Origin of the sequence: Desulfitobacterium nosdiversum, assembly GCF_049860565.1 — a bacterium.
Lineage (GTDB): Bacteria > Bacillota > Desulfitobacteriia > Desulfitobacteriales > Desulfitobacteriaceae > Desulfitobacterium_A > Desulfitobacterium_A nosdiversum.
The window spans coordinates 3,617,130-3,640,424 of the sequence record NZ_CP172056.1; the positions used below are offsets into that span (position 1 = coordinate 3,617,130).

The 23,295-nt window shown below is 41.7% G+C and carries 21 protein-coding genes and 1 pseudogene; 1 reads left to right on the top strand and 21 read right to left on the bottom strand.

Annotated features, from left to right (window positions below):
• Positions 1-28: 28 nt before the first annotated feature.
• The 10 genes and pseudogenes from ACHOLT_RS17695 to ACHOLT_RS17740 all read right to left on the bottom strand — a co-directional run bounded on the left by ACHOLT_RS17695 (position 29) and on the right by ACHOLT_RS17740 (position 10,561).
• Complete coding sequence (locus ACHOLT_RS17695; protein WP_425803337.1) at positions 29-2,446, bottom strand: AAA family ATPase; 2,418 nt, start codon at positions 2,444-2,446, stop codon at positions 29-31.
• The gene (locus tag ACHOLT_RS17700) at positions 2,443-3,243 is read right to left on the bottom strand and encodes an ABC-three component system middle component 1 (RefSeq protein ID WP_425803340.1); all 801 of its coding nucleotides are present in this window, start codon (positions 3,241-3,243) and stop codon (positions 2,443-2,445) included. Before ACHOLT_RS17700 ends, ACHOLT_RS17695 begins: the two co-directional genes overlap by 4 nt.
• Positions 3,236-4,813, bottom strand: a complete 1,578-nt coding sequence (locus ACHOLT_RS17705) for an ABC-three component system protein (protein WP_425803343.1) — start codon at positions 4,811-4,813, stop codon at positions 3,236-3,238. Before ACHOLT_RS17705 ends, ACHOLT_RS17700 begins: the two co-directional genes overlap by 8 nt.
• 13 nt (positions 4,814-4,826) lie before the next feature.
• Positions 4,827-5,051 (bottom strand): DUF1413 domain-containing protein, encoded by a 225-nt coding sequence (locus ACHOLT_RS17710; RefSeq protein WP_425803345.1) that lies wholly within the window; start codon positions 5,049-5,051, stop codon positions 4,827-4,829.
• 609 nt (positions 5,052-5,660) lie between these two features.
• Complete coding sequence (locus tag ACHOLT_RS17715; RefSeq protein WP_425803348.1) at positions 5,661-6,134, bottom strand: hypothetical protein; 474 nt, start codon at positions 6,132-6,134, stop codon at positions 5,661-5,663.
• Positions 6,135-6,264: 130 nt separating this feature from the next.
• A pseudogene (locus ACHOLT_RS17720) lies at positions 6,265-6,491 on the bottom strand (terminase TerL endonuclease subunit); the annotation flags it as partial.
• A 366-nt stretch (positions 6,492-6,857) separates the two neighbouring features.
• Positions 6,858-7,916 carry a hypothetical protein gene (locus tag ACHOLT_RS17725; RefSeq protein WP_425803351.1) on the bottom strand — a complete coding sequence of 353 codons (1,059 nt, stop codon included), beginning with the start codon at positions 7,914-7,916 and terminating at the stop codon, positions 6,858-6,860.
• A 210-nt stretch (positions 7,917-8,126) separates the two neighbouring features.
• Positions 8,127-8,807: a methyltransferase domain-containing protein gene (locus ACHOLT_RS17730; RefSeq protein WP_425803353.1), complete on the bottom strand. Its 681-nt coding sequence runs from the start codon at positions 8,805-8,807 to the stop codon at positions 8,127-8,129.
• A gap of 135 nt (positions 8,808-8,942) precedes the next feature.
• The gene (locus ACHOLT_RS17735) at positions 8,943-9,263 is read right to left on the bottom strand and encodes a hypothetical protein (RefSeq protein WP_425803356.1); all 321 of its coding nucleotides are present in this window, start codon (positions 9,261-9,263) and stop codon (positions 8,943-8,945) included.
• 404 nt (positions 9,264-9,667) lie between these two features.
• Positions 9,668-10,561: an AraC family transcriptional regulator N-terminal domain-containing protein gene (locus ACHOLT_RS17740; protein WP_425803359.1), complete on the bottom strand. Its 894-nt coding sequence runs from the start codon at positions 10,559-10,561 to the stop codon at positions 9,668-9,670.
• A 211-nt stretch (positions 10,562-10,772) separates the two neighbouring features.
• Here ACHOLT_RS17740 and ACHOLT_RS17745 point away from each other — a divergent pair, with 211 nt between their 5' ends.
• Positions 10,773-11,528 carry an SDR family NAD(P)-dependent oxidoreductase gene (locus tag ACHOLT_RS17745; RefSeq protein ID WP_425803362.1) on the top strand — a complete coding sequence of 252 codons (756 nt, stop codon included), beginning with the start codon at positions 10,773-10,775 and terminating at the stop codon, positions 11,526-11,528.
• A 360-nt stretch (positions 11,529-11,888) separates the two neighbouring features.
• Here the strand turns inward: ACHOLT_RS17745 and ACHOLT_RS17750 are convergent, their stop codons facing one another.
• The 11 genes from ACHOLT_RS17750 to ACHOLT_RS17800 all read right to left on the bottom strand — a co-directional run bounded on the left by ACHOLT_RS17750 (position 11,889) and on the right by ACHOLT_RS17800 (position 23,138).
• Positions 11,889-12,146, bottom strand: coding sequence for a DUF3102 domain-containing protein (locus ACHOLT_RS17750; RefSeq protein ID WP_425808137.1), 258 nt, complete (start codon positions 12,144-12,146; stop codon positions 11,889-11,891).
• A complete protein-coding gene (locus ACHOLT_RS17755) occupies positions 12,058-12,258 on the bottom strand; it encodes a hypothetical protein (protein ID WP_425803365.1) in 201 nt (66 codons plus the stop codon). Before ACHOLT_RS17755 ends, ACHOLT_RS17750 begins: the two co-directional genes overlap by 89 nt.
• A 105-nt stretch (positions 12,259-12,363) precedes the next feature.
• Positions 12,364-13,560, bottom strand: a complete 1,197-nt coding sequence (locus ACHOLT_RS17760; protein ID WP_425803368.1) for an FAD-dependent oxidoreductase — start codon at positions 13,558-13,560, stop codon at positions 12,364-12,366.
• A gap of 95 nt (positions 13,561-13,655) precedes the next feature.
• Positions 13,656-14,066 (bottom strand): DUF3592 domain-containing protein, encoded by a 411-nt coding sequence (locus ACHOLT_RS17765; RefSeq protein WP_135548495.1) that lies wholly within the window; start codon positions 14,064-14,066, stop codon positions 13,656-13,658.
• Positions 14,067-14,077: 11 nt separating this feature from the next.
• Positions 14,078-14,833 (bottom strand): hypothetical protein, encoded by a 756-nt coding sequence (locus ACHOLT_RS17770; RefSeq protein WP_425803371.1) that lies wholly within the window; start codon positions 14,831-14,833, stop codon positions 14,078-14,080.
• Between the two features lie 231 nt (positions 14,834-15,064).
• Positions 15,065-15,307 carry a hypothetical protein gene (locus ACHOLT_RS17775; RefSeq protein ID WP_425803374.1) on the bottom strand — a complete coding sequence of 81 codons (243 nt, stop codon included), beginning with the start codon at positions 15,305-15,307 and terminating at the stop codon, positions 15,065-15,067.
• Positions 15,308-15,367: 60 nt separating this feature from the next.
• The gene (locus ACHOLT_RS17780) at positions 15,368-16,279 is read right to left on the bottom strand and encodes a hypothetical protein (RefSeq protein WP_425803377.1); all 912 of its coding nucleotides are present in this window, start codon (positions 16,277-16,279) and stop codon (positions 15,368-15,370) included.
• 85 nt (positions 16,280-16,364) lie between these two features.
• Positions 16,365-17,261 (bottom strand): protease inhibitor I42 family protein, encoded by an 897-nt coding sequence (locus ACHOLT_RS17785; protein WP_425803380.1) that lies wholly within the window; start codon positions 17,259-17,261, stop codon positions 16,365-16,367.
• A 46-nt stretch (positions 17,262-17,307) separates the two neighbouring features.
• Positions 17,308-19,434, bottom strand: a complete 2,127-nt coding sequence (locus ACHOLT_RS17790) for a cell wall-binding repeat-containing protein (protein ID WP_425803383.1) — start codon at positions 19,432-19,434, stop codon at positions 17,308-17,310.
• Positions 19,404-22,727: a 6-bladed beta-propeller gene (locus ACHOLT_RS17795; protein WP_425803385.1), complete on the bottom strand. Its 3,324-nt coding sequence runs from the start codon at positions 22,725-22,727 to the stop codon at positions 19,404-19,406. Before ACHOLT_RS17795 ends, ACHOLT_RS17790 begins: the two co-directional genes overlap by 31 nt.
• Positions 22,728-23,138, bottom strand: coding sequence for a hypothetical protein (locus ACHOLT_RS17800; RefSeq protein ID WP_425803387.1), 411 nt, complete (start codon positions 23,136-23,138; stop codon positions 22,728-22,730).
• Between the last annotated feature and the right edge of the window lie 157 nt (positions 23,139-23,295).

A 23,295-nucleotide genomic window follows, 5' to 3' on the forward strand; every position in this document is an offset into this window, starting at 1 on the left:
TTTCAATACTTGAATTTGCCAAGGCAAATTAGTACATATTGTCTTTAACGTTAAATGATTGACCTTTTAGATTGTATTTCAAAAATTTATATAATATATAATTCTCCTTATCTGTCTCGTGTGTAGATAAAATAATCTGTTTGTTTGGAAAATCATTCCTTAGCACTTCTATAAATGAGGCTATATTAATATCATCCATAGTCTGAACAGGGTCATCAATTAAAATAAACCCAATATCATCATTTTCTTCTGCGATATATCGCTTATTCATTGCAAACAAGAAAGACAATACAAATCCAGATAATTGCCCAGAGCTGAATGTGTTAAGTATGTCATGCTTTGCATCCCCATTTGAAACAAATCTCATCTCTTCTTGATTAATAAATACACCAAGACCATTTTGATAATCTTGTAATATTTTTCCTGTGTAAATCAGAAGTGGTACGCGCAGCTTCTTTAATACCAGATTTTTATATTCATCTATTGCTTTATTATACAAATTCTTTAGTTCATCAAATTGCTTTCTAATTTTCTCAAGTTTTTTCAATTTGGTTATTAACATCTTAACTTCGCTTTTGATAAGATCAATTTCTTTATTCTTTATAAGAGAATTTTGATATTTTACAAACCTAATTTTATTATCAATGCGATCTTTATCATTTAAGTTCGATTGTTCTATTGATAATAGAACAGAATTTTCGTTATATACTTTGTCGTAATCATATAATTTCAAGTTCTCTAAAAACATTTCGTTAGTATAGCCTGTCAGATTTGATTCTATAATTCTTTTAAGTTCAATAAGACGACTTTCATCATCCAATTCTTTCCACGGATTAACCTCAACAATAAATTCTCCTATTTTTAAAATATCAGCCATTTTCTTTTCTGACTTAAGAAGCATAGAATACTCGCTAGCTAGTACACGAATTTGGTCAATTTTGTCGACATCACCCTTACCCAATAATTCAACAACTAAATCGACTGTTGGTTTGATAAAATTAGCTAGTTTTATATTTTTGTCCTTGATTTCTATCGAAATGCCATCTTGTGAGCTTTTCAATTTGGTGCTTAAGGTGCTATATGCTTCTTCCAGTAATTCTAGATTTTCATATGGGTAGTTACAATAAGGACAATTACTTGAATTTGAATTATTATCTTTTACCTTGTTTATTGAATGTAACTTTTCTCTAGCTTGAATTAGTTCATTAATCTTCTTTTGATTATTTCCAAGTTGAGAATTAAGTGCTTTTATTTCATTAACAAGATCATCTACTTCACTAATATTTAATGATTCAGAAACAATTCCCATTTGTTGCAATTGAAGCACATCATCTTTTTTATAATTTGAAATCTCTAATTCTTTGCGAAAAAAAGCACTATATTTATAAACATCTAGTGTTCTATTCAATTTTATAATTTCATCTTCGACTTGTTGACTATCAAATTTATTATCTTTAATAAATACATAGAATTTAATATAGTTTGAAATTGCTTCATTGCTATTAGAAAAAGTCAGTATTTCTTTGTTTTTTAAATACTTCTTATAGTCCGCTAAATCTTGATATAACTTTGCAATACCATTTATCTCAGCAAAATATTCAACTAACTGTTTCTCTGTAATATTCTGCAAGTCTAAATTTTCAATATCCCATTTTTTCTTTTCAGTATTTTGCGGATAAACTAACAACGGGGCATAATTGATTACTTCATATTCTCCACTGGCATCATCTAGTTTTTTTTTCAAGTTCAAAATTTTACTATCTAATTCGTTTTTTGTAGCTGTTATTTCTTCGTTAACTACAACACCTTTTTTTGCTTTTGTTGCACCAATTAAATCTTTTTCTATTATATCTATCTTTCCTTGTATCATTTCTGTTTGAAGAAGTTTTGTCATGGTGTCTTTTCTATTAGAAATAGTATTTTTAAGAAAATGAACAGATTCAGCCTGAGAAACATAATAATATATGTTAAAGTGTTCTTTTATGTAGTTTAAATTTTCAAATTCCGTAATATCGCTTTTCCAGTTTACCGTATTATTTATGAATTCATCAAAACTAGTCGACTCCATAGTTCCTTCTATATAAGTAAATTTAATTGAAGACTCGACAGTTAACTTTGTAAGGCTGTTGTCTATCTCTGCAATAATAGTTAACTTTTCATATCTTGTATTTATAAGTCTTAGTATCAAATATCCACATTCGTCTGATGTATTTAATAAAATATTTTTACCTAGATTTGTTCGTCCATCTTCAATTTCAGCATTCAAACGCGTAATTTTTTTAGTAAAAATTAGCTCAATAGCATCAAAAAAAGTTGTTTTTCCAAACCCATTAGGGCCTGATAAAATAGTTGGATTTGTATCCTGTATAAAATAAAATTCATAGAATTTTTTATTGTCAAAGCACTTGAAGTTGCGCACTTTTAAACTTTCAATTTTATAGCTCACGATTTTACTCCTTTCAAAAGTTTTATAATTTCTTTCTCTAACTCGTCATTTTTAACCTTTAAATCGTCTTCTAATGAAAGAATATTTTCTATGTTTAAAGTATTATCTTTTAAAATGTTATGATATTTAATTAGTTCCGCTTTTAAATTACCCTCTACTCTTTTTTCTATAGGTTCAGGTGCCAGTTCCGTCTTAAATTTGTATTGTAAAAATGGAAGTTTGGAAAACATACGAATTACCAAACCATAGGTACTTTCTAAATCTTTACCTTCAACTAATGTAAAATAGCTATCTTCATTATCTACAATTTGGCATAATGCATCATCTATTGATCTATTACCAAATTGAGACAGAGCATCATTTAAATGATTTAACTGATTTTGCGTATAGGGCAAAACGTATCTTTTAAAATAGTTTGGTGATTCCTCTATAGAATACACTGTATTTCTGTAGCTATTTAAATTTTCCACATTATCGAATAATAAGAGATAAATTGCAGAAGTATTTTTATCAATTTGACTAGCTTCTTTTATGTTATTAAATGAATCGATGATTTTTTGTTTCAATGCAAGATTATCAAAATTAGTACTTTTCGAGTAATCTTTTTCGAGTTGTTCTAAAGCTTTTTTTATTTGTTCTTCGTTCTCTTCAAATTCCCTACAATCGATAGTGTATATGAGAAAGTAGTTAGCAATCTCTGCGCATTCGTGTTTATAAAATGCTAAATTAGTTCCTCCTATATCTGCAACTTGAATATATTTATATGACTTAAAAATTTTATCAATTAGCTCATTCATTGTTCATCAACTCCTCTTCTGCCATTTCTTTACTTATTATTCTCATAACTTTAGATTTATTATAGTTCGTTTTTTGTCGTTCAATAGAATCGGATGTAATATCTTTAATTTCATTCAGTTCATTCTTTCCCATAACATTAAAGTTATTTTGATTATATGTAAACTCAGGTTTATTCAGCCTATCAGTAATTAGTACATCACTCTCATAAATAAGGAATTTATCTGCATTCTGCAAATTTAATTCACTTAACAGTTGTTCTGTAAAATCCTCGATGTACTCATTTTCATCCAAAGTCAATCGATAAAATTTCTCATTCTTTTCAGCCAAAATTACATTTGTATCATAATACTTCAAACATTTTATTCTTTTTAATAATGCAATAAACAAATTATTAACCACAGTATCTCGTGGCAAATTGTTTTTGGGTGTTCTAAGAAGCAATTTATATAAAAAATCCTTTATATCATCATAGCTTTTGCTACAAATCTCATTTATCTGACGATGTAAGTTGCACTCTTCTACAGTTGTGCATGTAGTGCAATTATCATTTTCACAATCAGTCCGTTTACTAGTAGGATATTTTTCAAATACATCTTTTATAGTTTGCAGCAATTCATAGTAATGATATTCAGTGGTATTACTTTCAGCTTTAAAATTTTTGGTAATTAGATTAAACATTTCAGAAAATTCTACTTTGCAAGAATTCTTTTTACTACGTGTGTTTGAATTGGTAATTACATCTTTTGAAAACAAAACTAATTGCCCATAAACAAATTGGTAGTAAGTTTCATCGTAAAATATACAACCCTCAGGTTTTGTTTTTTTCAAAATCTTCTCAATAATTACGCACGAATTTTGAATAACACTTTTAGAATCATCAAATCTTTCATTATAAACATCCCAGATAGTTGAATCACATTTACCGCTCAATTTATTCTCATACTCAGACAATTCTAAAATCACGTCACCAATTACTTTAATAACATTAGATTTTTCTTTATTACCATCACAAACAAAATCTACTATTTTGTATAAAGAACCCTTAGGAGAAATGGATGTAATTTTGTTAATCACAATATATTTTGCTTCTGTTTGTTCATACAATGCATCGCTTTTTTTTATTTTCTTTCCATGTGAAATTTCCAGTTCTTTTATCTCTTCAATAAATTCTTCTTTGGTTTTAACTTCTTTATTTAATTCGATCAGCAGAGTGTCTATAGCTTTTTTAGTTTTTTCAATGAAATCTAAAGTGATAGATGCACTGGGGGTGATGTGAAAATATGCATAATCTGCATTATATTGCATTACTGATAAGATAAAGCAAGCCTTATCAGTATCATCTAAATTAATAGCACCCTCCTTCACTTGATGCAAACTAATATAATTGTCGCCTTTTATAATTGAAAAGTCTTCTTCTCCCTCGATCCCTAATTTATATAGCCTAATTTCATCTTCATTATCTGATTCCAGTTCTTCCAAAATGTGCTTAAGTGCTATGTATAAAGCAATATGCCTTTGATACTCAAATCCCTCCCAAGATGGAATGGCACTAATAGGTGCTATTAGCATTACTCTTCCTCCTTCACATATCTCTGCTGTCCCGACGATGTCTTTTCAATCGGAACAACCCTATATCATCTGTTTTGATACAATTGAGAAATAAGGTGCCAAGGAGCAATCGATCACTGCGAGAAATCCTATTCCATTTATATCCCTTTAATAAATCACGTACAAGGAACACTTCGCTGGGTAATAGATTTGATAATTCATCTTTTGCTTTATCTAATAATTCATTCACTGTTGGCATTTTCTTAACTCCCACAAGAATAACAATATCAACAACATTATTATACCAATTGTACCTATATTGGAAGTATATTACAAGAAAAATCGACCGAAAATTTGGTAATTCTACCATTTACAACATCCTAATTTCTGCTTTCATGACTTCCTCTTCTTCTGCATCCCAGAGTGCCTCCATTTCTACTCTATTGCTACCCGCAAATCTTTAGCTTCGACTTCCCCCATTTGAATTGGAGCAAAATGAGAGATAATCTCTTGACACAGATTCTGATCTGGGCAGTTCATAAGAAATCCTCCAAAGACTGATTCACATATCAAACGGCAACACATATTCGTCATTATTTACTTGTCGATTCGCTTTTTCAGCCAGTCGATATGTTCCAAATACAAAAGCCACTGAATGTCATCTATACACTCAATGGCTTAAGCCTTTGATATAACAAGGTTTTATCGTTTTTTCAACTTCACAACCGTTTCAACGTGCCTTGAGGATACAAAAAAGATGCCGCATTCCTCTGGTATCCCCCTGGCGGCGGGGTATGTCAGAAATGTCTGCCATAGTTGTCTAATCAAAAAATAACTATAATGCATTACTTCCCTATTGTCAGGAAGTTTAATCTTTTGCTAATGGACTTGTCTTTCTGAAGAACCAGGATGCAAAGCTCCACCAACAAAGAAACAAGAAAAATTCTGGTATGGGATATAGCCAACTTACAAAGTCATATAGACCGGCATTACGGACTACATAGGCATATCCAAGGCTAATACAGGCCCATGCAAAAATATAAGTAAATCTAAAAGATCGTTTTAAAGGTAAAAAGTACAGGAATAGCATTACAGTAACTGTCCAGCTCGGTGGCGATAGTGCCATCATTTTCGACACATAAAAAATACCCTGATTTTTAAACCACATAATTCCTAATATATTTTGCTCCAAACCGACAACTAAAACATCGCCTAATCCACCAACGATGAGCCCATATATAAGGTATTCCTTATATTTTCTTTTTGGAATAAAAATTAATGTTAAGCAAAATGTAAAAAATAGAAACATAGGGTAGAATAACAATGTTACCATTCTTTCCATGGTGACCTCTCAGAAGTGTATTATCTAGATTATTATTACATTAAAGAAGGAACATAATCCATAATTAAAATCTAACTAGTTTCATAATGTGAGAGTGATTAGTTGTGATAAATATAAAGATATAGAGCAGTTAAAGAATTAATATTCCCCGTCCATCATAAACACTTAAACTATTACCCCTATGCCTTATAGCCCGGTCTAAAGCCATAATTAAAGCAACAGCACCGTCAATACGTTCGGTGCTGTTCTCTTTGTTCGTTTAATATTGCCTGCCGGATCCATTTTTATATAGATGTTGTCCATCATCCAGCGAAGGACCGGATTACCGCCATGAGGAATTTTATTCTCCATCGTCAGATGATTACTTCCGGTTTCGTATTGAACAGCCATCATAAAATCAAAAGCAGACTGTGCATCGGAAATGAGCTTTTCCGAGCTGTTTACCACTGCCAATTTCAAACCGTTCACTTCAATTGTCCGGATATTCATAGTACTCCTTCCTTCAATTTTTCATGATATTTCCGCTCTAACAAGCATACGTCTCAACATGCCTCGAGGGTACAAATAAGATGCTTGCAGAAGCTGGTATCCCCTTAGCAGCAAGGTATTTTTTGAAACCATGCCTGCGCATTTCGTGTATTTGCATATTTCTGAGTAAAAAGTACGCCCCCTAACAAAAATTTCCCTGAACTGTCCGTCCAAAGGAACATTTCCCTTACCGTGTTATTTGATTTTTTCCCAAATTACATTCCATGATTCTAAATTACATTCCTTTTTCTGTTCCACAAAACGTGTTGAAACCAAATAATGGAATGAAGCATTACTAACTTTATCTGGCTCGCAATAATATATAACTTTTTTAATTAAATGGTTATTTCGTATAGCTTCATTAATATGCTGATCATTCTCACCACTATATCCCAAAATATAAAGTTCATCCAGATCTTCTGAGGCTAATTTATTCAAATACGACATAAATAGAGTTTGATTACTCTTTTTATGTTTCATTAAGCCCAGTTTTTGTGTTCCATTAACGCCAAGTACTATTATGTATTCAGACTTATTTGATGATGAATAATCAACTTGATTAAATGATTTACAACAAAACCCACCATGAAGATGCTTAACTTTATTATGAAATATATCATCCAATATTAAATCATAATTTGTTGTATATATGGTTTTAAATTTCCGAAAATACCGTTCCAGTTTCTTTTTATTTATTTTATCTGTATGATCAAATTGTTTTTCATCATCACTATACTTCAAATGAAAATCGCCGTTATTATATAAAATCATATTTATTTCAGATGAAAACTTTTCATATAAAGAATCAGGAATTATTTTTATTTTTCTTGCCATATCAATAATTTTCAAAGGTGACTCAATACCTGAAATATTACTTTTATATATCTCATAAACTAGTCCAGCATCATAAAAATATTCTCGGCAGACACTTTCAGCCTGAGTAAATCCATATTCTTTTAATGCATTGATAATATGCATCTCTATGTTAGGTTCTATATACAAGTCTGTAGGCCAAGGTTGTACCCCTTCTAAACTGCCATCATCTAAAGCTTCATAGATTCCATGACTATATAGAACTTGCACCGGCTCTACATTTTCAAACTTATTATGCAACCGAAATTTGGAGAAGAAATTTTCTACCCGTTGCAATTCGTCAGGTAAACGATTTTTTAGTTCGGCCATAAGATTTTTACTTTTGTAATACTCAATTATTTGAGAAGAGAAACCATTTCCTATAATAATAGCTTTTTTCAAAATAACACCTCCTCTTGCCCATTTTTTGCTCCAAAACCACTACTATTGTGGTCAGACTTTCTCATTTCTCCTTCCTGCCACTTTTCGCCATCATTATTATATTCTCTACACTATACTTTCCACGTGCCTTGAGTGGTCAAAAAAGATGTCGTACCCCTCTGGTTTCCCCTTGATGGCGGATCAATTACCCCGAATTCAGGAGTTAAAAGCTTATAGCATTAACCTTTCACTATACACATTCGTCACAACATCTCGGCGCAGTAGACCATCAACATTTTCACGATCAAATATGGCGTTCATTTCATCAATATGTGCAGCATATCCGGGGTCAGACGGCAAAGGGTCGCGTGAATGAGATGTCATGTATGCAAGCCAGCTTTCCCGCATGTAAAATATGGGATTTGGAAATTCCCTCACAGTCGGACTTTTATAAAACGCATCGGTTGATTGCTTGCTGTGCGTTATGCTACTGCCACCTGGTGTGTTGTTATACACTGTAATTACGAGACATCCGGGTTTGCCAATCCGAAAGCACTCCGCCCTAAACGAATCTGGGTTGAACCAGTGGAGTGCCTGCGCACAAGTAATGATATCCACGCTGTGATCGGGCAAGGTGGTGGCTTCTGCCGAGCCAACAATAAGCTTGACATTCGAGTATGGCAAAAGCGTCAAGGAGAGTTGTTCCTGCATATCCGCGTTAGGTTCAACCGCAAAAACGGGATATCCACGCTTTGCAAGCAACATTGTGAATTTCCCTGTTCCTGCGCCGATATCGGCAAGCACCGCTTTGGGAGGCACTAGTGTGCAGATGTAATCCATCGCGGCATCAGGATACCCAGGCCGTGCCTTGGCATAAGCTTCCGCCTTACCGGTGAAAAGTTCTGTGTTCATCGTTCAGACCCTCCTGTCTTTATATCACCCTCTCGAGCAAGCAACATACCTCAACGTGCCTTGAACGGTCAATAAAGATGCCGCATGAAGATGGTAGTCCCTTGGTGGAAAATCTTTAATGAAATTGGAATATACTTATTCAACAAAAGGATTCCTGTCATCTGGAACTTCCTGAATAATTACTATAGGATCTGAGATTAGACCATATTGTTCATCCTCAGGATATGTCACAGCAATTGTTGGATTACTCCCTGCATATGCTATGACACTCTCCATCGAATCCCATTTCGTACATAAAAAGAAATGAGCATATCCTTCTTGTTCTATAATTTTTAAAAAGGCTCCTCTGTTTCCCAAAATTGCCAGAGTATCTTTTACACCTGTCTCATATTCATATTTTTCAAATGCATCCCTCATTTCTATTGGAACAATTCCATGCCATGTTCTTGATATCATTTCTCATTCTCCTTATCATTACCTAACTCTATTTATCTTTTTCCAGAAGACAAACTACTTCTGTATGCCTTGAGGGTACAAAAAAGATGCCAATAGAGCCTGGTTGGGCCTTGGCAGTAGATATATTTCTGAAACAGTCGCCTGTGTATGCCATTTTTATTCGGCGCCTTCTTTTTGCTTTACAATTTAAGTAAATTGTACGCAATGATTTCTATTATTTTTATTTCTTTAGGAACAATGCACTTGTCACAATACGGTTAGGAAATATGTATCATCTTCAATTGCTTCACTCTTATACCTGTTTTGAAACAAATGACTAGTCCGGGAACATTTTAAATTATGCCATCGTGCATATCCAACAGTTATTCTCTTTATTGATTCCACTGCTTGATAGAAGCGACTGGCTAATCCCTCGCGCTTTCGATTCGTCTTAGTTTCTCAGTGTCCCGAGCTGGAGATGAACCGAAGAAGCGGGAGTACTCTCGATTAAACTGTGAAGGACTCTGATAACCAACTTGATATGCGGCACTGGCTACTGCATAGCCCTCAAATGCAATGAGGTTTCTAGCCTCCAAAAGCCTTAATTGCTTTTGAAATTGAATCGGGCTTAAACCCGTTGCCCGTTTAAACTGACGGTGAAAGGTATTTATAGCCATACCAGATTTTGATGCGATCTCACCGATGTCTATTGGCTTCGTATAGTTATCGCGAAGCCATTTTACAGTCTGAGAAATCTTAGAGAAATTACTTTCTCGCAAGCCAAGTTGCCTCAGATACCATCCTTGTGGTCCCATCAGAACGCGATAAAGGATTTCGCGTTCATAAGCTGGTGCAAGAGCTGGAATATCTCTTGGTGTTTTCGTTAATCGCAATAAGCGCAACCATACCTCCATGAATTCAATGTCTATTTCACAAGCTGCGAAATGTTCAGAAGCAGTTGGCATTAGATCTCCAGGAAGATCTCTTAATAAACTCTGAAGAACATTCTGATTTAACTCAAGACCGAGGGACATGTAAGGACGGCCATCACGGTCTGGATGTACACTCGCCGTTGCGGGAACATGTACCGGTAACACGTAATATGAAGGCCCTTCCAGGGCAGTGCTACGTTCCCCAATTGAAAGAATCTTTGTTCCTTGAACCGTAAAACCAATCATCGGCTTGTAGAGCGCTGCGAGTTGATGTGTGGGAATGTCTCCCTTAATCATGCTTAGCCCCGGTACTCCGGTTTCGATTGGTCGAGTGCCTGCTCTTTTCATTAGATCGATAATTTCATCTAAAACTTTATTCATACACATATTCTATCACATGACTTCCTATTCCCCAACACAATTTTGAAACCATTCGGCATTTCTAGGCTCTTTTTATGATAAAAACAGGGGATAATCCGGGTGTTTCGAAAGCATCATTGGTGGTTTTAGGCAATCAAAAGGCACCATTGGATCTAGGTTATTTCAGCAGAAACAACTAGAATAGAATCCAGATCGAACAACAAAAAAGGAGGATCTTATGAAAATTGCAATCGTAACAGGTGGAAGTAATGGCATTGGAAAAGCAACCGCGCTTGAGCTTGGCAAGCGCGGAATTAACGTCATTCTCACATACAATTCCTATAAGGATAGAGCAGAAGCTGTCGTTAAGGAAATTGAGAAGAACAAAGGAGTTCGAGCTGTAGCACTGAAGTTGGATCTGACTCAAAGATCAACATTCGAAGATTTCGTTCTAGAAGTGAAAAAGAGCCTCAAAGAAATTTGGAATAGAACGACTTTTGATTACTTAGTCAATAATGGCGGTGTTGGTGGGCCAATGATGTTCATTGAGATGAGTGAAGAGTACTTCGACAAGATTCTTAATACGAACTTCAAAGGACCCGTTTTTTTAACACAACACCTCGTCCGATTCATGGATGATGCCGGAGCCATCGTAAATACCACGAGTACATCCAAGAACCAATCATTTCCTGGGTACTCCGCCTACGGCTCGTTAAAAGCAGCGTTGTCATCTTGGACTCGCTACGTCGCCAAAGAACTTGCACCGCGCAAAATTCGGGTCAACGCAGTTTCTCCCGGTCCTACGCACAGCAATTTTGGCGATGGAGTATTCGATAAACATCCTGAATTCATCCAGCCGCTGGCAGAGCAATCTGTATTTGGCAGAATCGGCCAACCCGAAGATCTTGCGAAGGTCATTGTGAACCTATTGTCCGATGATTTCGGCTGGGTTACAGCCCAGGACATTGAAGTGTCTGGCGGACATTTGCTTTAAGAATATCTAGATTAATATTTCAGTCTAAAATGGCCAAAGAAAAAGACGTGAAAGCTTCGTAAGCTCTCACGTCTTTAATATTTCATCAATGTTTACTTTAACTCCCGTCAGTTGACTTCATTTTCAGTTGTCCGATAGATTCGGACAACTGACTTCCTTCAGAATTAAGTTTGGATTTCAATCACTCCAATATTAACGTGGACGATCAGTTCCTGTTAAGACCTCAATAACGTCAACAATCGAGAAGAACCATTTTTCTTGCTCTTCGTCCCATATAACTCGGACTCTTTATCTTCAAATAACTTGAGCGTAAGCGCGATGCCTTGGAAAACGCATATCCTGAAATCACCGGTTCCACACTCACCGACTGGAATTAGCCATGAATTGTTCCCGCTCTTCTTCCTGGACATCCAGAAGGATCGAGGCTTGGGTGTAAGTCAGATTTCCAACCGGTTGGAAATCTGGCAAGCTTTCGCCGGCAGAAGCGGCTGACAGGCTGGACCCATATTCCTCATAAAAATGCATCTGGTTAGCCGGGGTACTCTTGGAATACCGGACCGATTCCTGCAGCCATTGGCCCCATGCTCCATATGGAACCAAATCCTTGGCTTCCTTCAGCCGCCGCCCGATCTCGGCAGCATTGGTAAGGAGAATTTTCCCGGTCTCCGGTCTGTTGGTTGATCTGGTTGATTTCCGCAGCGCGCTCTGATACTGTTGTTCCGATAAACATAGCGGAAAGATCTTCCCACTTGAAGCGGGAAGACCTTAGCTTACCGATGAACCTCTCGGTTTTCTAGGCGTCCCAGGCCGACAATGTCACAACATGGTCACCAGCCTATTTACCGGTGACCATCGCCTCGGCATTGTTCCAACCACCGTTGTAGACCCAACCGTAGCCAGCGCCGCACTCACCAACATTGTAGAGTCGAGGAATGGGGTTATCAAAGGCATCAAGGGTCTGCGCATTGGTGTTACGCTTCGGTCCGCTCTGCGTGTTGTACTGGTTGGGGTACACTGCTATCGCATAGAAGGGACCCTCCAGCGCCACAAGGGTATCGCCCCTGCGGCCGAACTCGGCATCAACGCCCGTAGTGGCATAGCCATTGTAGGTCGCCAGGGTCTCGGCCAAAACACCAAGTTCGATATTAAGCTTGGCGGCGAGATCTTCGATAGTATCGCCCTTGAAGATCCAACCTTTAGCAACCTCGGCGGAATTATCGCTGCTCCAGGTGTAGTTACTGTGAGCGGTAAACCAGGTGAACATGCGGTCTTGCGCTTTTCCTGAGCAGACCGGGCCTTTCTTTGCCTCGGTATCATCCAAGATGTCCCAATAAGGAAGACGTGGCCACTCGCAGGCGACACCGTCATAGAAGAACAGGTACTCGCGACGGCCATAGCCGTGCCCATCAGGTCTGTCTTCGGGCATGAAGCGCTTACCATGTTTGTCGACGAAGAAGAAATGATTTCTGGTCGCGCTGGGGCTGTTCAAAGACATATTTGCTGGAACAAGGTCAGAATCATAGGCACCATGGCCGAAGTTCAGTCCGGGACAGAGTGCAGCGCCTGATCCTGAGTCAGAGGCGTTCATGTGCCAGAGCCCTGCGCCCACCTTCTGCGCCATGAGGATGCCGTCGCCGGTATTATATGGGGTTCCACGGCTGAAAACCGGCCATCCGGGATAAGAATTCTCTATCATCAGCCGGTTGTACTCATAACCGCCTGTGGCTAGGACAACTCCCTTCTTGGCCTTGATGTTGACCTCGCTGCCGTTCTGAGAAGCGACAACACCAATGACATCACCATCAGCGTTGGTGATGAGTCGCAGGCCCGGGGTCTCAAAGAGGAACCTGATATTGCTATATTCTAAAGCTGTTGTATGCAGAGAGGCCCAGAGCTGCCCATTGCTGGTAGACTTATTTGAGAAAGCCTGGATGACGGAACCGCCGGGCAAGGCCTCAAACTCTGGCGAAAAGATTGCTAATTCCGTGACTGACATACCGGTCATGGTGGAGAGGTACTCGTCATTGAGCACATTGGCGCTCTTGCATAAAGCGGTGAGATACTCATCATCCCAACATCAGACGCCAGCAGGTGTGAAAGATATCACCCGACTTATCGTCCTCCCCATTAACTATTCAATGCCACAACTCCAATTGCAGTCATCATTGCCAGCCCTACGATAATCATACCAACCATAATTATCTTTCTGGAATTGTCGCCACTTAGAATAAACAAATCAGGTTTTTCTTTACTATAAGCAATCTTAAGCTCAGTTCCAACCGGATATTTTTGGCGATTGGAGCTGCTTTGTTCTCTTGCCTGAATTAATCTTCCATCTGAATGATAGTATTCAACAGCCATCGTATACATCGTAATAGTGTTAGGATAATCTGTGTACTCATAATATGCGACCACTTTGGCAGTTGTATTTACCGAATCTCCAAATAATCTATTTTCCCTTTTCAATGAGAATATTCCAGCGATAAAAGTCAGCAACCCCACTATAAACACAATTGAAAAATCATCCATATTAACCATCGCCCATTTCCTTAGTTTAACATCTTCAGTTTTTGCTCATACGGATCTTTCATTTCATATACCTTGCCTGTGCTTTTACTGACGAAATACCAGCCAATATTATCTTGAGATATACTGTCGCCTTGTTTCTTTTCGGTATATACGCGAATAATATAGCAATCTATTCCGTTCGATACTCTGCCATTGTCACGATTGGCATTATAATTTCCCTTACCGTCGGGAATCACTTGATCTTCATGGTCAAGCTCATAAATATATTTGTTGTTCTCACTCCCCAAAAGCTTTTTAACTATGGTGATGGCTTCGTTTGAACTGGACACAGATTTACCCTTACCAGCTTCCGCATTTGTATTTGCATTCACTGTACCTGCGCGCTTAAATTTTGTATCACCGATTTCTATCGTATTATCATCCTGAAATATTATCGTTTCCGAACTGCTTTGTTTGTCACTGTCCGTGAGGCTAACCTTTATCGAATCTTTACCGCCATTCTTGCCTTCCGAGGTCACTTTATATGTAAACTGACTCCGCTCTCCGCTTTCCGTAACAATAGCTTCTCCCTTGCTGTTGAACTCTATAGAACCCCCATCTGTGCTCCATTTCCCAACAATCAGCTCCTTTGGATTCTTCTTTGTCTCCACTTTCTTGTCAGCCTCCGCTGTCTTCGAATCGGCTGCCGGACTATCCGATCCGCATCCGGTCAACGTTACAAAGCATGTTAACAAGAGAATCAAGCACATTAAAACAGTTGATACATATCTTTTCATAAACCAATCTCCTAGTCTTCAAAATATCTTTATTTGCTATGCTGCTAGCAGGCACAATTAGTCACACTTCATCTGTGCATACAGCGAGTTAAGTTTGCAGTATATAACCTTGAGCAATGCGTTCCGTCAGCTTTTGACAAAATGCCACATCCTCCTGAAGCTCTATGTTGCAGTTTTCAGAGTTCATTTCCATACCTCTTTGACTATATTTTTATCTGATTCCATCCATTATTATTTCGTGTTAGAGCTGTTGGAGGTCTTGGAACCAAAATAAGTCATCAGATATTTCACTGCAGTCACTATACCCACAATTGGACCTGCAACTAAAAAGATCACCCCAAAAACTACAATTATAATGACAAACCCAAGTTCATCACCTATTGAAGTAGGAATAATATTTTTAACAAAATTCCAGGTTGCCTTGGCTCCAAGAGCTAAAAGAATAATATAAATAGGAAACAATACCATTAACATCCGAACTATTCCTCCTTTCTTTAATTTTTCCGTATTTCATGTCTATCCCAAAAACATGAACTATTTAATGGCAATCGTATCCGCTATGCTTTCGAATTCCTTAACAGCGGCGTCAAATCCCTTTTCACCGGCCCAAACCTGGGTGACAAGAAGATACCCGCTCACTGCTGTGACCTCCATTTTGACCTTAAAGTAACCGGAACTGGTCCTGCAGTTGAACAGCGCCTCCCGCGTCACAGCTCCACTACTCGAGGTAGCGTTACTATCCGTATAATTCGTTATTTCATCGTTTGCATTGTTTTCCAGATTGTCTATATAGCTGTAAATAAAATCCTTGGTCGCACCCGCGTAGTCGAGGCCTTTATTAAGTGAATCCTGCAGGTATTTTTTTTCGCAGCGGATGAAATAGGTTGCATTCGTTGCGCTGACCAGCTGAACAGTATTGTTATTCGTCGGGGTTATTTTCCACGCGGCGGGATATTGGAAAGTTGCATAATAACCGGAATCATCAAAGGTTTTTGAATTATTGCCGTTATTGGATTTAGCTGTATTTGAATTGCTTGTATTGCCTGAATTGCTCGCACTGCTTGAATTTGCGCGTTTAAAGGTTGAGTCTCCCAGGGCCATCGTATCTTTGTCTTTAAAAACAGCGGTTTCCGTGCTGCTGCTTTTGTCGCTGTCCGTTAAGGTTACCTTCATTGAATCCGAACTTCCGTCAATGGTCGTTAGTTTATATGTAAACTTTTTTGTTTCTCCGTTTTCCGTAGCCGTCGCTTCCCCGTTTTTGTTAAATTCAAGGGTATCCCCTGACAAGGTCCATTTTCCAATAATCAAATCCTTCGGTGAATTCGAATCTGTCGTTTGCGTTGTTGTGGTATTTTCACTGCCACAGCCGCAGAGCGCAACCGCGAGGGTCAGTATCACGATAAGGCTCATCGTCATAAACTTAGTCATCCTACTCAATTTTTTCATTTTCTTCCTCCTTAATTTTTCTGCCCGGCTTCTGATATTTCAGAGAAGCAATTCATCTATTTTTTATGCTCCTGTCACCGTAATGTTATTCCGTAATTTTGACCGTATATTCAACCGTATTGACGGTTGCTTTCTCAGTTTCCCAACCGCGATAATACTTGAAGGTGATTTTTGTCGTACCGGCTTTCAACCCTTTAAAATTCCACGTATGTTCGCTGCCGGCACCGACACGGCCGGGTACACCGCTGGCTGCACTGCTATCCGAATCTGCGGTATTCTGCGAGTCAAACTTGATCAAATCCGTATTCCCGATCACATAGTGCCAGCTGTACCCGGTGGTCGTATTTTCGTCCAGGGTTATGGCAACCGTTTTTCCTGCGCTTGTCGTGAGTGTCAAACTGGAATTATCAGTTGCGCTTGTTTTTGCTGTCGCGTTCTTCGTTAATTCAGTGCTCATTTTGGTGACGATATCTTTAAAACTCTCTTTTTCGTTTTCCGGATAGGATATGATGAACCCACATACCTGATCGCCGACAGTACAGCCGATTTCATCAAAAATGATGGGGTTTTCATCACCGCCGCTATATTCAATTTGATACGTTTTATCGTCGGCAGACTCACTGACGATATGACTAACTCTTTTTTTAGCCGCTGCCAAAAGCTTAGCACCGTTATCATTGCTCACATTGTTTGCACCCCAGATCTTCAGGGTATATCGTTTATCCTCGTTCTTCATCGTGATCCCATCGCCGTTGTCGCTTTCCGTTTTTACGGTATAGATATCCGGATAGGACAGAGAAAAACCAAACCGGGCATTGGTATACGTCAAATAGGTCACGGATGGACTGTTTAATTTACTTTGCTCCGTTGTCTGAGAAGACGTGTTAGCTGTCTTATTGGCCTCCGTATTTGCTGCATTTTTACTGTTGCCGCAGCCGATCAGGGAAAAGACCAGTATGAGTACAATAATGCTGACCGGCATTCTTAGCATCCTTTTCATTATCTTCGCTTCACCGCTTTCTGCTCTTTTACCGTTTCATCAACTCAGAGATCTGCTGTTGGACATTTTGACTTACAGCACCTTCTCCGCCAAGTATGGTTGCTCCCGGCAGTTTTCTATTTTTCAAGTATGCGGTTTCATTATCTGATAGCGTTTTGTCTACCAGAATAATCACGGCATTGTAATTTGCCGCATAGACACTTCCTGCCAGGGCATCCGGGAAGTCGTTGCCGGTGGCGATACAGACATTTTGCCCGGCTAAGTCGAAGTACTTGGCTGCCGCCAGTGAGGTTTCATAGCGATCGGCTCCTCCGATCCTTACAATATTCGTTTGCGCTAAACCTGTTATCTGGGCTGTCTGGTTTTCGACGGTCGTACTTATGACCCCTTGCGAGCCGATAATGAATACTTTCGCCGGGTTGATTGCGGCAATTTCTTGCTTGACCGCGTCACTGAGTCCATCTTTTTGAACCAATAAGATGGGACTCTCCATTACTGCCGCACTGCTGCTAATAGATAAAGCATCAGGATAGTTTTCTCCGCTGACCAGGACGATTGGTGTTCCTGTTTTGATAGCCAATTGGCCGGCTATTTTAACAGAAGTTTCATAACGGTCCGCTCCACCCAGTCTGGCTATATGGTTGAAACCGCTTGCTGTTACTTTGGCTTCCACAGCACTGCTGACGGCACCGGTACCTCCCAGGATATAAACGGTTCCTGCTGAATCCATATTTGATTTCATGTAGTCCAATACTTTTTCCTGACCGTCATTCGTGCTGTCAACAAGCAGGATTGGCGCATTCAGCTTATAAGCCAGGACACTTCCGGCTAAGGCATCCGGATAACTATCCGCTGTGGCTAAGATGACATTAGCAACTTTGCCTGTGTAGCCGGCTTTGGCTATTTCCAGCGCCGTATCAATCCGGGTCAGACCGGAGAGTCTTTTTACTCCTGTAATTGCTTGATTCATCTTGAAGTCCCATTTTACGATATCTTTTTCTACAGAGATTGTCGGACTCTTATATTGTTCATAACCGTCTTTTGCTGCCACAATATAGTAGTCGGATACGGGAAATACCATGAAGCCATACGAACCGCTGACATCACTGACTTGGGGATTTTTATTATTATTGGGCTTGAATCCGTCTATACCTGGAAGATCAACTACTGTGTCCGGGGTTTTGCCTGCTGCTTTATTCCGCTCGGTATTGGCGTAATACAAGGTTACATTTACTCCCTGCAGGGCTTTTCCTGTGGCTGCCTCAGTAATGATGCCATAGGGGTCAATTAACGAGATTGTAAGGCTCACATTGCCGCTGCTGTCGGTTTTAATGTCTATGGTTCCGATCGTAATGGTCTGCCCGTTGCCTAAATCGTAAGTCATTTTGAATACGTTATCTGTTCCTTTGGCCAGGTTTGGTACTTGGATTGTTCCGTCACTAGATATTGTTATGGGAGAACCGGCTGCTGTTGTAATCGTCAATTTGGAGATATCACTGAACTGGCTGGTGCTGCCGTCAGATTGTTTAAAGATTGCCAGCTGCGCTGCCGGTATGGAAACCGTTTCATTGCCGCTGCTGTCCGTGGTTACAGTTGCCGTGATATTGGAAACATTCGCACCCGTAGCACCGTTTATGACACTGCCGGTAACGGTAGTTCCTCCGCTTGCTGCGCTTCCGCCGCCCGATGAACCTCCTCTGCTCCCTCCGTTATTAGGTACCGCTTCAAACACCGCCGATACAGTGACGTTAGCCGCCGGCATGGTGAAGCCCGTTCCGCTGATTGGGTGATCCGTTGTTCCGTCATTATACTTCAAGCTTCCCGCTTGCAGCCGCATCCCTGCGTTTGGCGTTATGGTCAGGCTGATTGCCGAACCGGATGTTGCGCTGGTCGGGCTGGCTGTGATCGTGCCTCCGGTCAGCGGGCTTGAAGTAACGGTGTATGTTGTGGTTGTGGCAACCGTCACGCCCGGAACCGTAAGGAACCATGTCTCTACTGCGTTCGTTGTATCCTTCGCTGAATAGTAAGAGATTTTGACACCGCTTACGCCGTTCTGTATCGCCCACACCGACGCGACGCTGTCCCCTGCGGACAGATTGTGCCCCGTCGCCGTCAACCCGGTGCTCATGCCCGGCTGTGCCTGTGTGACCGCCACGTCGATACTGACGCCAGCAAAGACGCCGCTGGTATGATACATAATTTTGCCGGGATCAAGAACACTGCCGCGGTAAACCGACGTTCCTGACATATAGAGCACAGCACCTTGACGTCCGATGGAATCTCAAGCGTCAGGGCGGCGCCACTCGTTGTAGTGACCATCGCCGTGCCCGTGACCGTCACCGTGCTGCCGCTTACGTCGGCTATGAGCCCGCTGACAGCGTTGATGTCTGCCGCCAGGGACGCTATGGCTCTGTCCTGCCGCGTGATGGTGAGGGTATATACCTTTGTGGTGCCGTTTTCAGCGGTTACTTGAACGTAAGCGGCGTTCGGGCCTACGGAAAGCACCATGGTCTTGTCGATGATCTCGTTTAGGCAGGCGGCATCGCTGTACAGCTTCCAGCTTGCGTTTGCGCTCACGGAAAGAGCGATCGCTTGGCTGGTTACGCCGTTTGCCACCGTTGCCGTAATTGCCGCCCCGCTAATGGAAGCTCCGCCGGGCGTGGCGACGCCGGTCACGTCCTTCGCATCGCTTGGCGGTGAAATGCTGCTGTCCGTCACGTTGACTGTAATTATCCGATCGTATTTGGTGTCGCCAAAAGCAACATCCCCGCCGGAAAAGCCGATGGAAACCGTAGCCGTGCCTGTGCTTATGCCGGTAACGGTAATGCTGCCGTCTGCGGTCAGATCTGCGGGCGTGGCAGGTGTCACAGAAATCGCGCCGCCGGTTGTCGTTACGGTCGCTTTTCCTGCAAGCACGTTTGGATTGCCGCCGCTTTGTCCAAGTTTTACCTGAATGGTGGCGGTGTTGGTTCCGCCCAGGTCAAGGCTAATGAGGTTTATGCTGATCACGGCAGGTGCCGTACCGGATGGAGCTGAATTCACTACTACTGTTGCCACATTGGAATTGACCGGAGTTGCGCCTGCGGCTCTTACCTCGCAGTAGTAATAATAGCTTCCTGCTGTGAGGGTGGTGGGAATGGTAAAGGTATTTGCCGTTACGCCTGTGGTAACCGGATTTGTATGGCTCGTATCATCACAGGAGAACCACTCATAAGCCGGCGTACCGCTTGGGGACACCGCCGCCGCAACCGTCAGGCTTCCGCTGATACTGCTTTCGGTGACGTTGGTCAAAGCAGCTGGCTGTGTGGCGATGGTAATGGCTGGTGCCACGGGAGCCGGATTGACCGTCAAAGTCGCGGCATTACTAGTTATATTCCCCGCCCCATTGCTCACATAACAGGTGTAGCTTCCTGCATCCGATGCCTGGGCATTCGTGATTGTCAAAGTGCTGGAAGCAGCTCCGATAATATCAACCCCATCATTTTTCCATTGATAGGAAAGAGGTGCCGTGCCGGATGCCGTGACTGTGAAGGTAGCCGTCTGTCCTGCCGTTACAGTCTGGTCGCTTGGATGGGTGGTAATGCTTGGAGCCTCAGGTGCTGCATCGCTGGTTGTCACTTGAATCCGGTGGTTATCGGTATCAGCGACATATACTTTCCCCCAGCTGTCTGCAGCCATGCCGCACGGCCTGTTAAACTGGCCGTCGCCGTTTCCTCCGCTCCCCCACTTTGTAACAAAAGTGCCGGCTGAATCGAATTTTTGTACCCGATGGTTATAGGTATCGGCGACATATATATTCCCCCCGCTGTCCACAGCGATGCCGACCGGAGTGTCAAACTGACCGTCGCCGCTTCCGCCGCTCCCCCACTTTGTAACAAATGCGCCGGTAGAATCCAATTTTTGTATCCGGTGATTATAGGTATCGGCGACATATATATTCCCCAGGCTGTCCACAGCTACGCCAAACGGCATGCCAAACTGGCCGTCGCCGCTTCCGACGACTCCCCAGCTTGCAACGAAGCCACCGGCCGGACTGAATTTTTGTATCCGGCTGTTACCGGCATCGGCGACATATATATTCCCCCCGCTGTCCACAGCTATGCCGGCCGGAGAGTTAAACTGACCGGCGCCGCTTCCGTTGCTCCCCCACTTTGTAACAAAAGCGCCGGCTGAATCGAATTTTTGTATCCGAAAGTTAAAGGTATCGACGACATATATATTTCCCCCGCTGTCCACAGCAATGCCGGCCGGAGAGTTAAACTGACCGGAGCCGCCTCCGTTGCTCCCCCACTTGGTAACAAAGGCGCCGGCTGAATCGAATTTTTGTATCCGATGGTTATTGGTATCGGCGACATATATATTCCCCCCGCTGTCCACAGCTACGCCGAATGGAGAATTAAACTGGCCGTCGCCGCTTCCGGTGGTTTGCCAGCTTGCCAGAAAAGCTCCCGTGGAATTGAATTTCTGTATCCGGTTATTACCACAGTCGGCGACATATACGTTCCCTGCGCTGTCCACAGCGATGCTGACCGGAGTGTTAAACTTGCCGTCACCGCTTCCGGTGGTCCCCCATTGTGTAAGGTAAGTTCCTGTCGAACTGAATTTTTGAATCAGATTGTTAGGGAGGGCATCGGCGACATATACGTTCCCCGTGCTGTCCACAGCTATGCCGGACGGATTGCTAAACTGACCGTTCCCGTTTCCGGCAGTCCCCCACTGTGTAACGTATGTACCCGTGGAACTGAATTTTTGAACCCGGCGATTAGAGGAATCGGTAACATATACGTTCCCCGTGCTGTCCACTGCTACGCCAGAAGGCGCTGAAAACTGGCCGTCGCCGCTTCCGGTGGTTCCCCATTGTGTAAGGTAAGCACCTGTAATACGGAATTTTTGAATCCGGTTGTTAGCGGTATCGGCGACATATACATTCCCCTCGCTGTCCACAGCTACGCCAGAAGGTGCTGAAAGCCAGCCGTCGCCGCTTCCGTATGCCCCCCATCGTGTAAGGTAAGTGCCTGTCGAACTGAATATTTGAATCCGGTTGTTAGAGGTATCGGCAACATATACGTTGCCCGTGCTGTCCACAGCTATGCCGGACGGATTGCTGAACTGGCCCTGACCGCTGCCGGCGGTCCCCCATGTCGCAAGAAGAGTGCCTGTAGAATTGAATTTTTGAATCCGGTTGTTAGAGGTATCGGCGACATATATATTCCCCGTACTGTCTACCGCTATGCCCCGCGGACTGCTAAAAAAAGATTGCCGTACCGGTACAAGGGTAGATGAACTTGCAGCCGCAAATGCCTGTGTTCCGCCAATAAAGGATATTACGAGCATCAACGCCAGCATCAAACGCAAAATCCGTTTCCTTGTTCCTTGGTTCATCTGTTTTTCCTCCAACTCTTTCTTATTTTGGCGCCAGCTGAAATACCTCAGCGGCGGAAATTTCAATCAATCGCTCCACCTGATAGAGCTTGTTTTCCCCATATCAGACGCTTTGCCAGAACAAGATACCCGCCCTTGTCCGTGGTGGATAAATAACCGGCTTCCCCGTCTGTGCATATCCCTCAGAAAGGCATCGTCCGCCCCGCACTCGTCATAGAGCCGGGCCGCCGCCTGTCTGTACTCCGGCTCTAAGAGCTGCGCCGGCGTGATTTCGGCGGCAAGGGTAATCTCAAGCCCTACACTGCTTTCATCAAGCTGGCTGTAATACATGCCTTCGTAGACAAGCTCCCGTTCCTCCCGTTCATCGAAAACCGCCCGTATCCGAAGGTCGCCGCTCACCTCGTCGGATACCACCTGCTTCAACCGGGCATTCGCATAATAAACACCGGGAGCAGGCCCCCGGATTGGCCAAATCATACAAATTGCCCCTTTCCATTTCGCTTGTGTTCAAAATAACATTTTCTGAAACCGGCAGGTACACCCTAAAAGTTACCTCTTTTGCGGAATGGGCGTACGACAAAAAAAGCCGGAGGCTTTGAACTCCCCCGGCTTTGGTCTGAAATGCGGTTATAAA

Coding starts and splice junctions, on each gene's coding strand:
- ACHOLT_RS17700 (WP_425803340.1), bottom strand. CDS start 3,243: ATGAATGAGCTAATTGATAAAATTTTTAAGTCATATAAATATATTCAA.
- ACHOLT_RS17705 (WP_425803343.1), bottom strand. CDS start 4,813: ATGCTAATAGCACCTATTAGTGCCATTCCATCTTGGGAGGGATTTGAG.
- ACHOLT_RS17710 (WP_425803345.1), bottom strand. CDS start 5,051: ATGCCAACAGTGAATGAATTATTAGATAAAGCAAAAGATGAATTATCA.
- ACHOLT_RS17715 (WP_425803348.1), bottom strand. CDS start 6,134: ATGGAAAGAATGGTAACATTGTTATTCTACCCTATGTTTCTATTTTTT.
- ACHOLT_RS17730 (WP_425803353.1), bottom strand. CDS start 8,807: ATGAACACAGAACTTTTCACCGGTAAGGCGGAAGCTTATGCCAAGGCA.
- ACHOLT_RS17735 (WP_425803356.1), bottom strand. CDS start 9,263: ATGATATCAAGAACATGGCATGGAATTGTTCCAATAGAAATGAGGGAT.
- ACHOLT_RS17740 (WP_425803359.1), bottom strand. CDS start 10,561: ATGTGTATGAATAAAGTTTTAGATGAAATTATCGATCTAATGAAAAGA.
- ACHOLT_RS17745 (WP_425803362.1), top strand. CDS start 10,773: ATGAAAATTGCAATCGTAACAGGTGGAAGTAATGGCATTGGAAAAGCA.
- ACHOLT_RS17755 (WP_425803365.1), bottom strand. CDS start 12,258: ATGTTTATCGGAACAACAGTATCAGAGCGCGCTGCGGAAATCAACCAG.
- ACHOLT_RS17765 (WP_135548495.1), bottom strand. CDS start 14,066: ATGGTTAATATGGATGATTTTTCAATTGTGTTTATAGTGGGGTTGCTG.
- ACHOLT_RS17770 (WP_425803371.1), bottom strand. CDS start 14,833: ATGAAAAGATATGTATCAACTGTTTTAATGTGCTTGATTCTCTTGTTA.
- ACHOLT_RS17775 (WP_425803374.1), bottom strand. CDS start 15,307: ATGTTAATGGTATTGTTTCCTATTTATATTATTCTTTTAGCTCTTGGA.
- ACHOLT_RS17780 (WP_425803377.1), bottom strand. CDS start 16,279: ATGAAAAAATTGAGTAGGATGACTAAGTTTATGACGATGAGCCTTATC.
- ACHOLT_RS17785 (WP_425803380.1), bottom strand. CDS start 17,261: ATGCCGGTCAGCATTATTGTACTCATACTGGTCTTTTCCCTGATCGGC.
- ACHOLT_RS17800 (WP_425803387.1), bottom strand. CDS start 23,138: ATGATTTGGCCAATCCGGGGGCCTGCTCCCGGTGTTTATTATGCGAAT.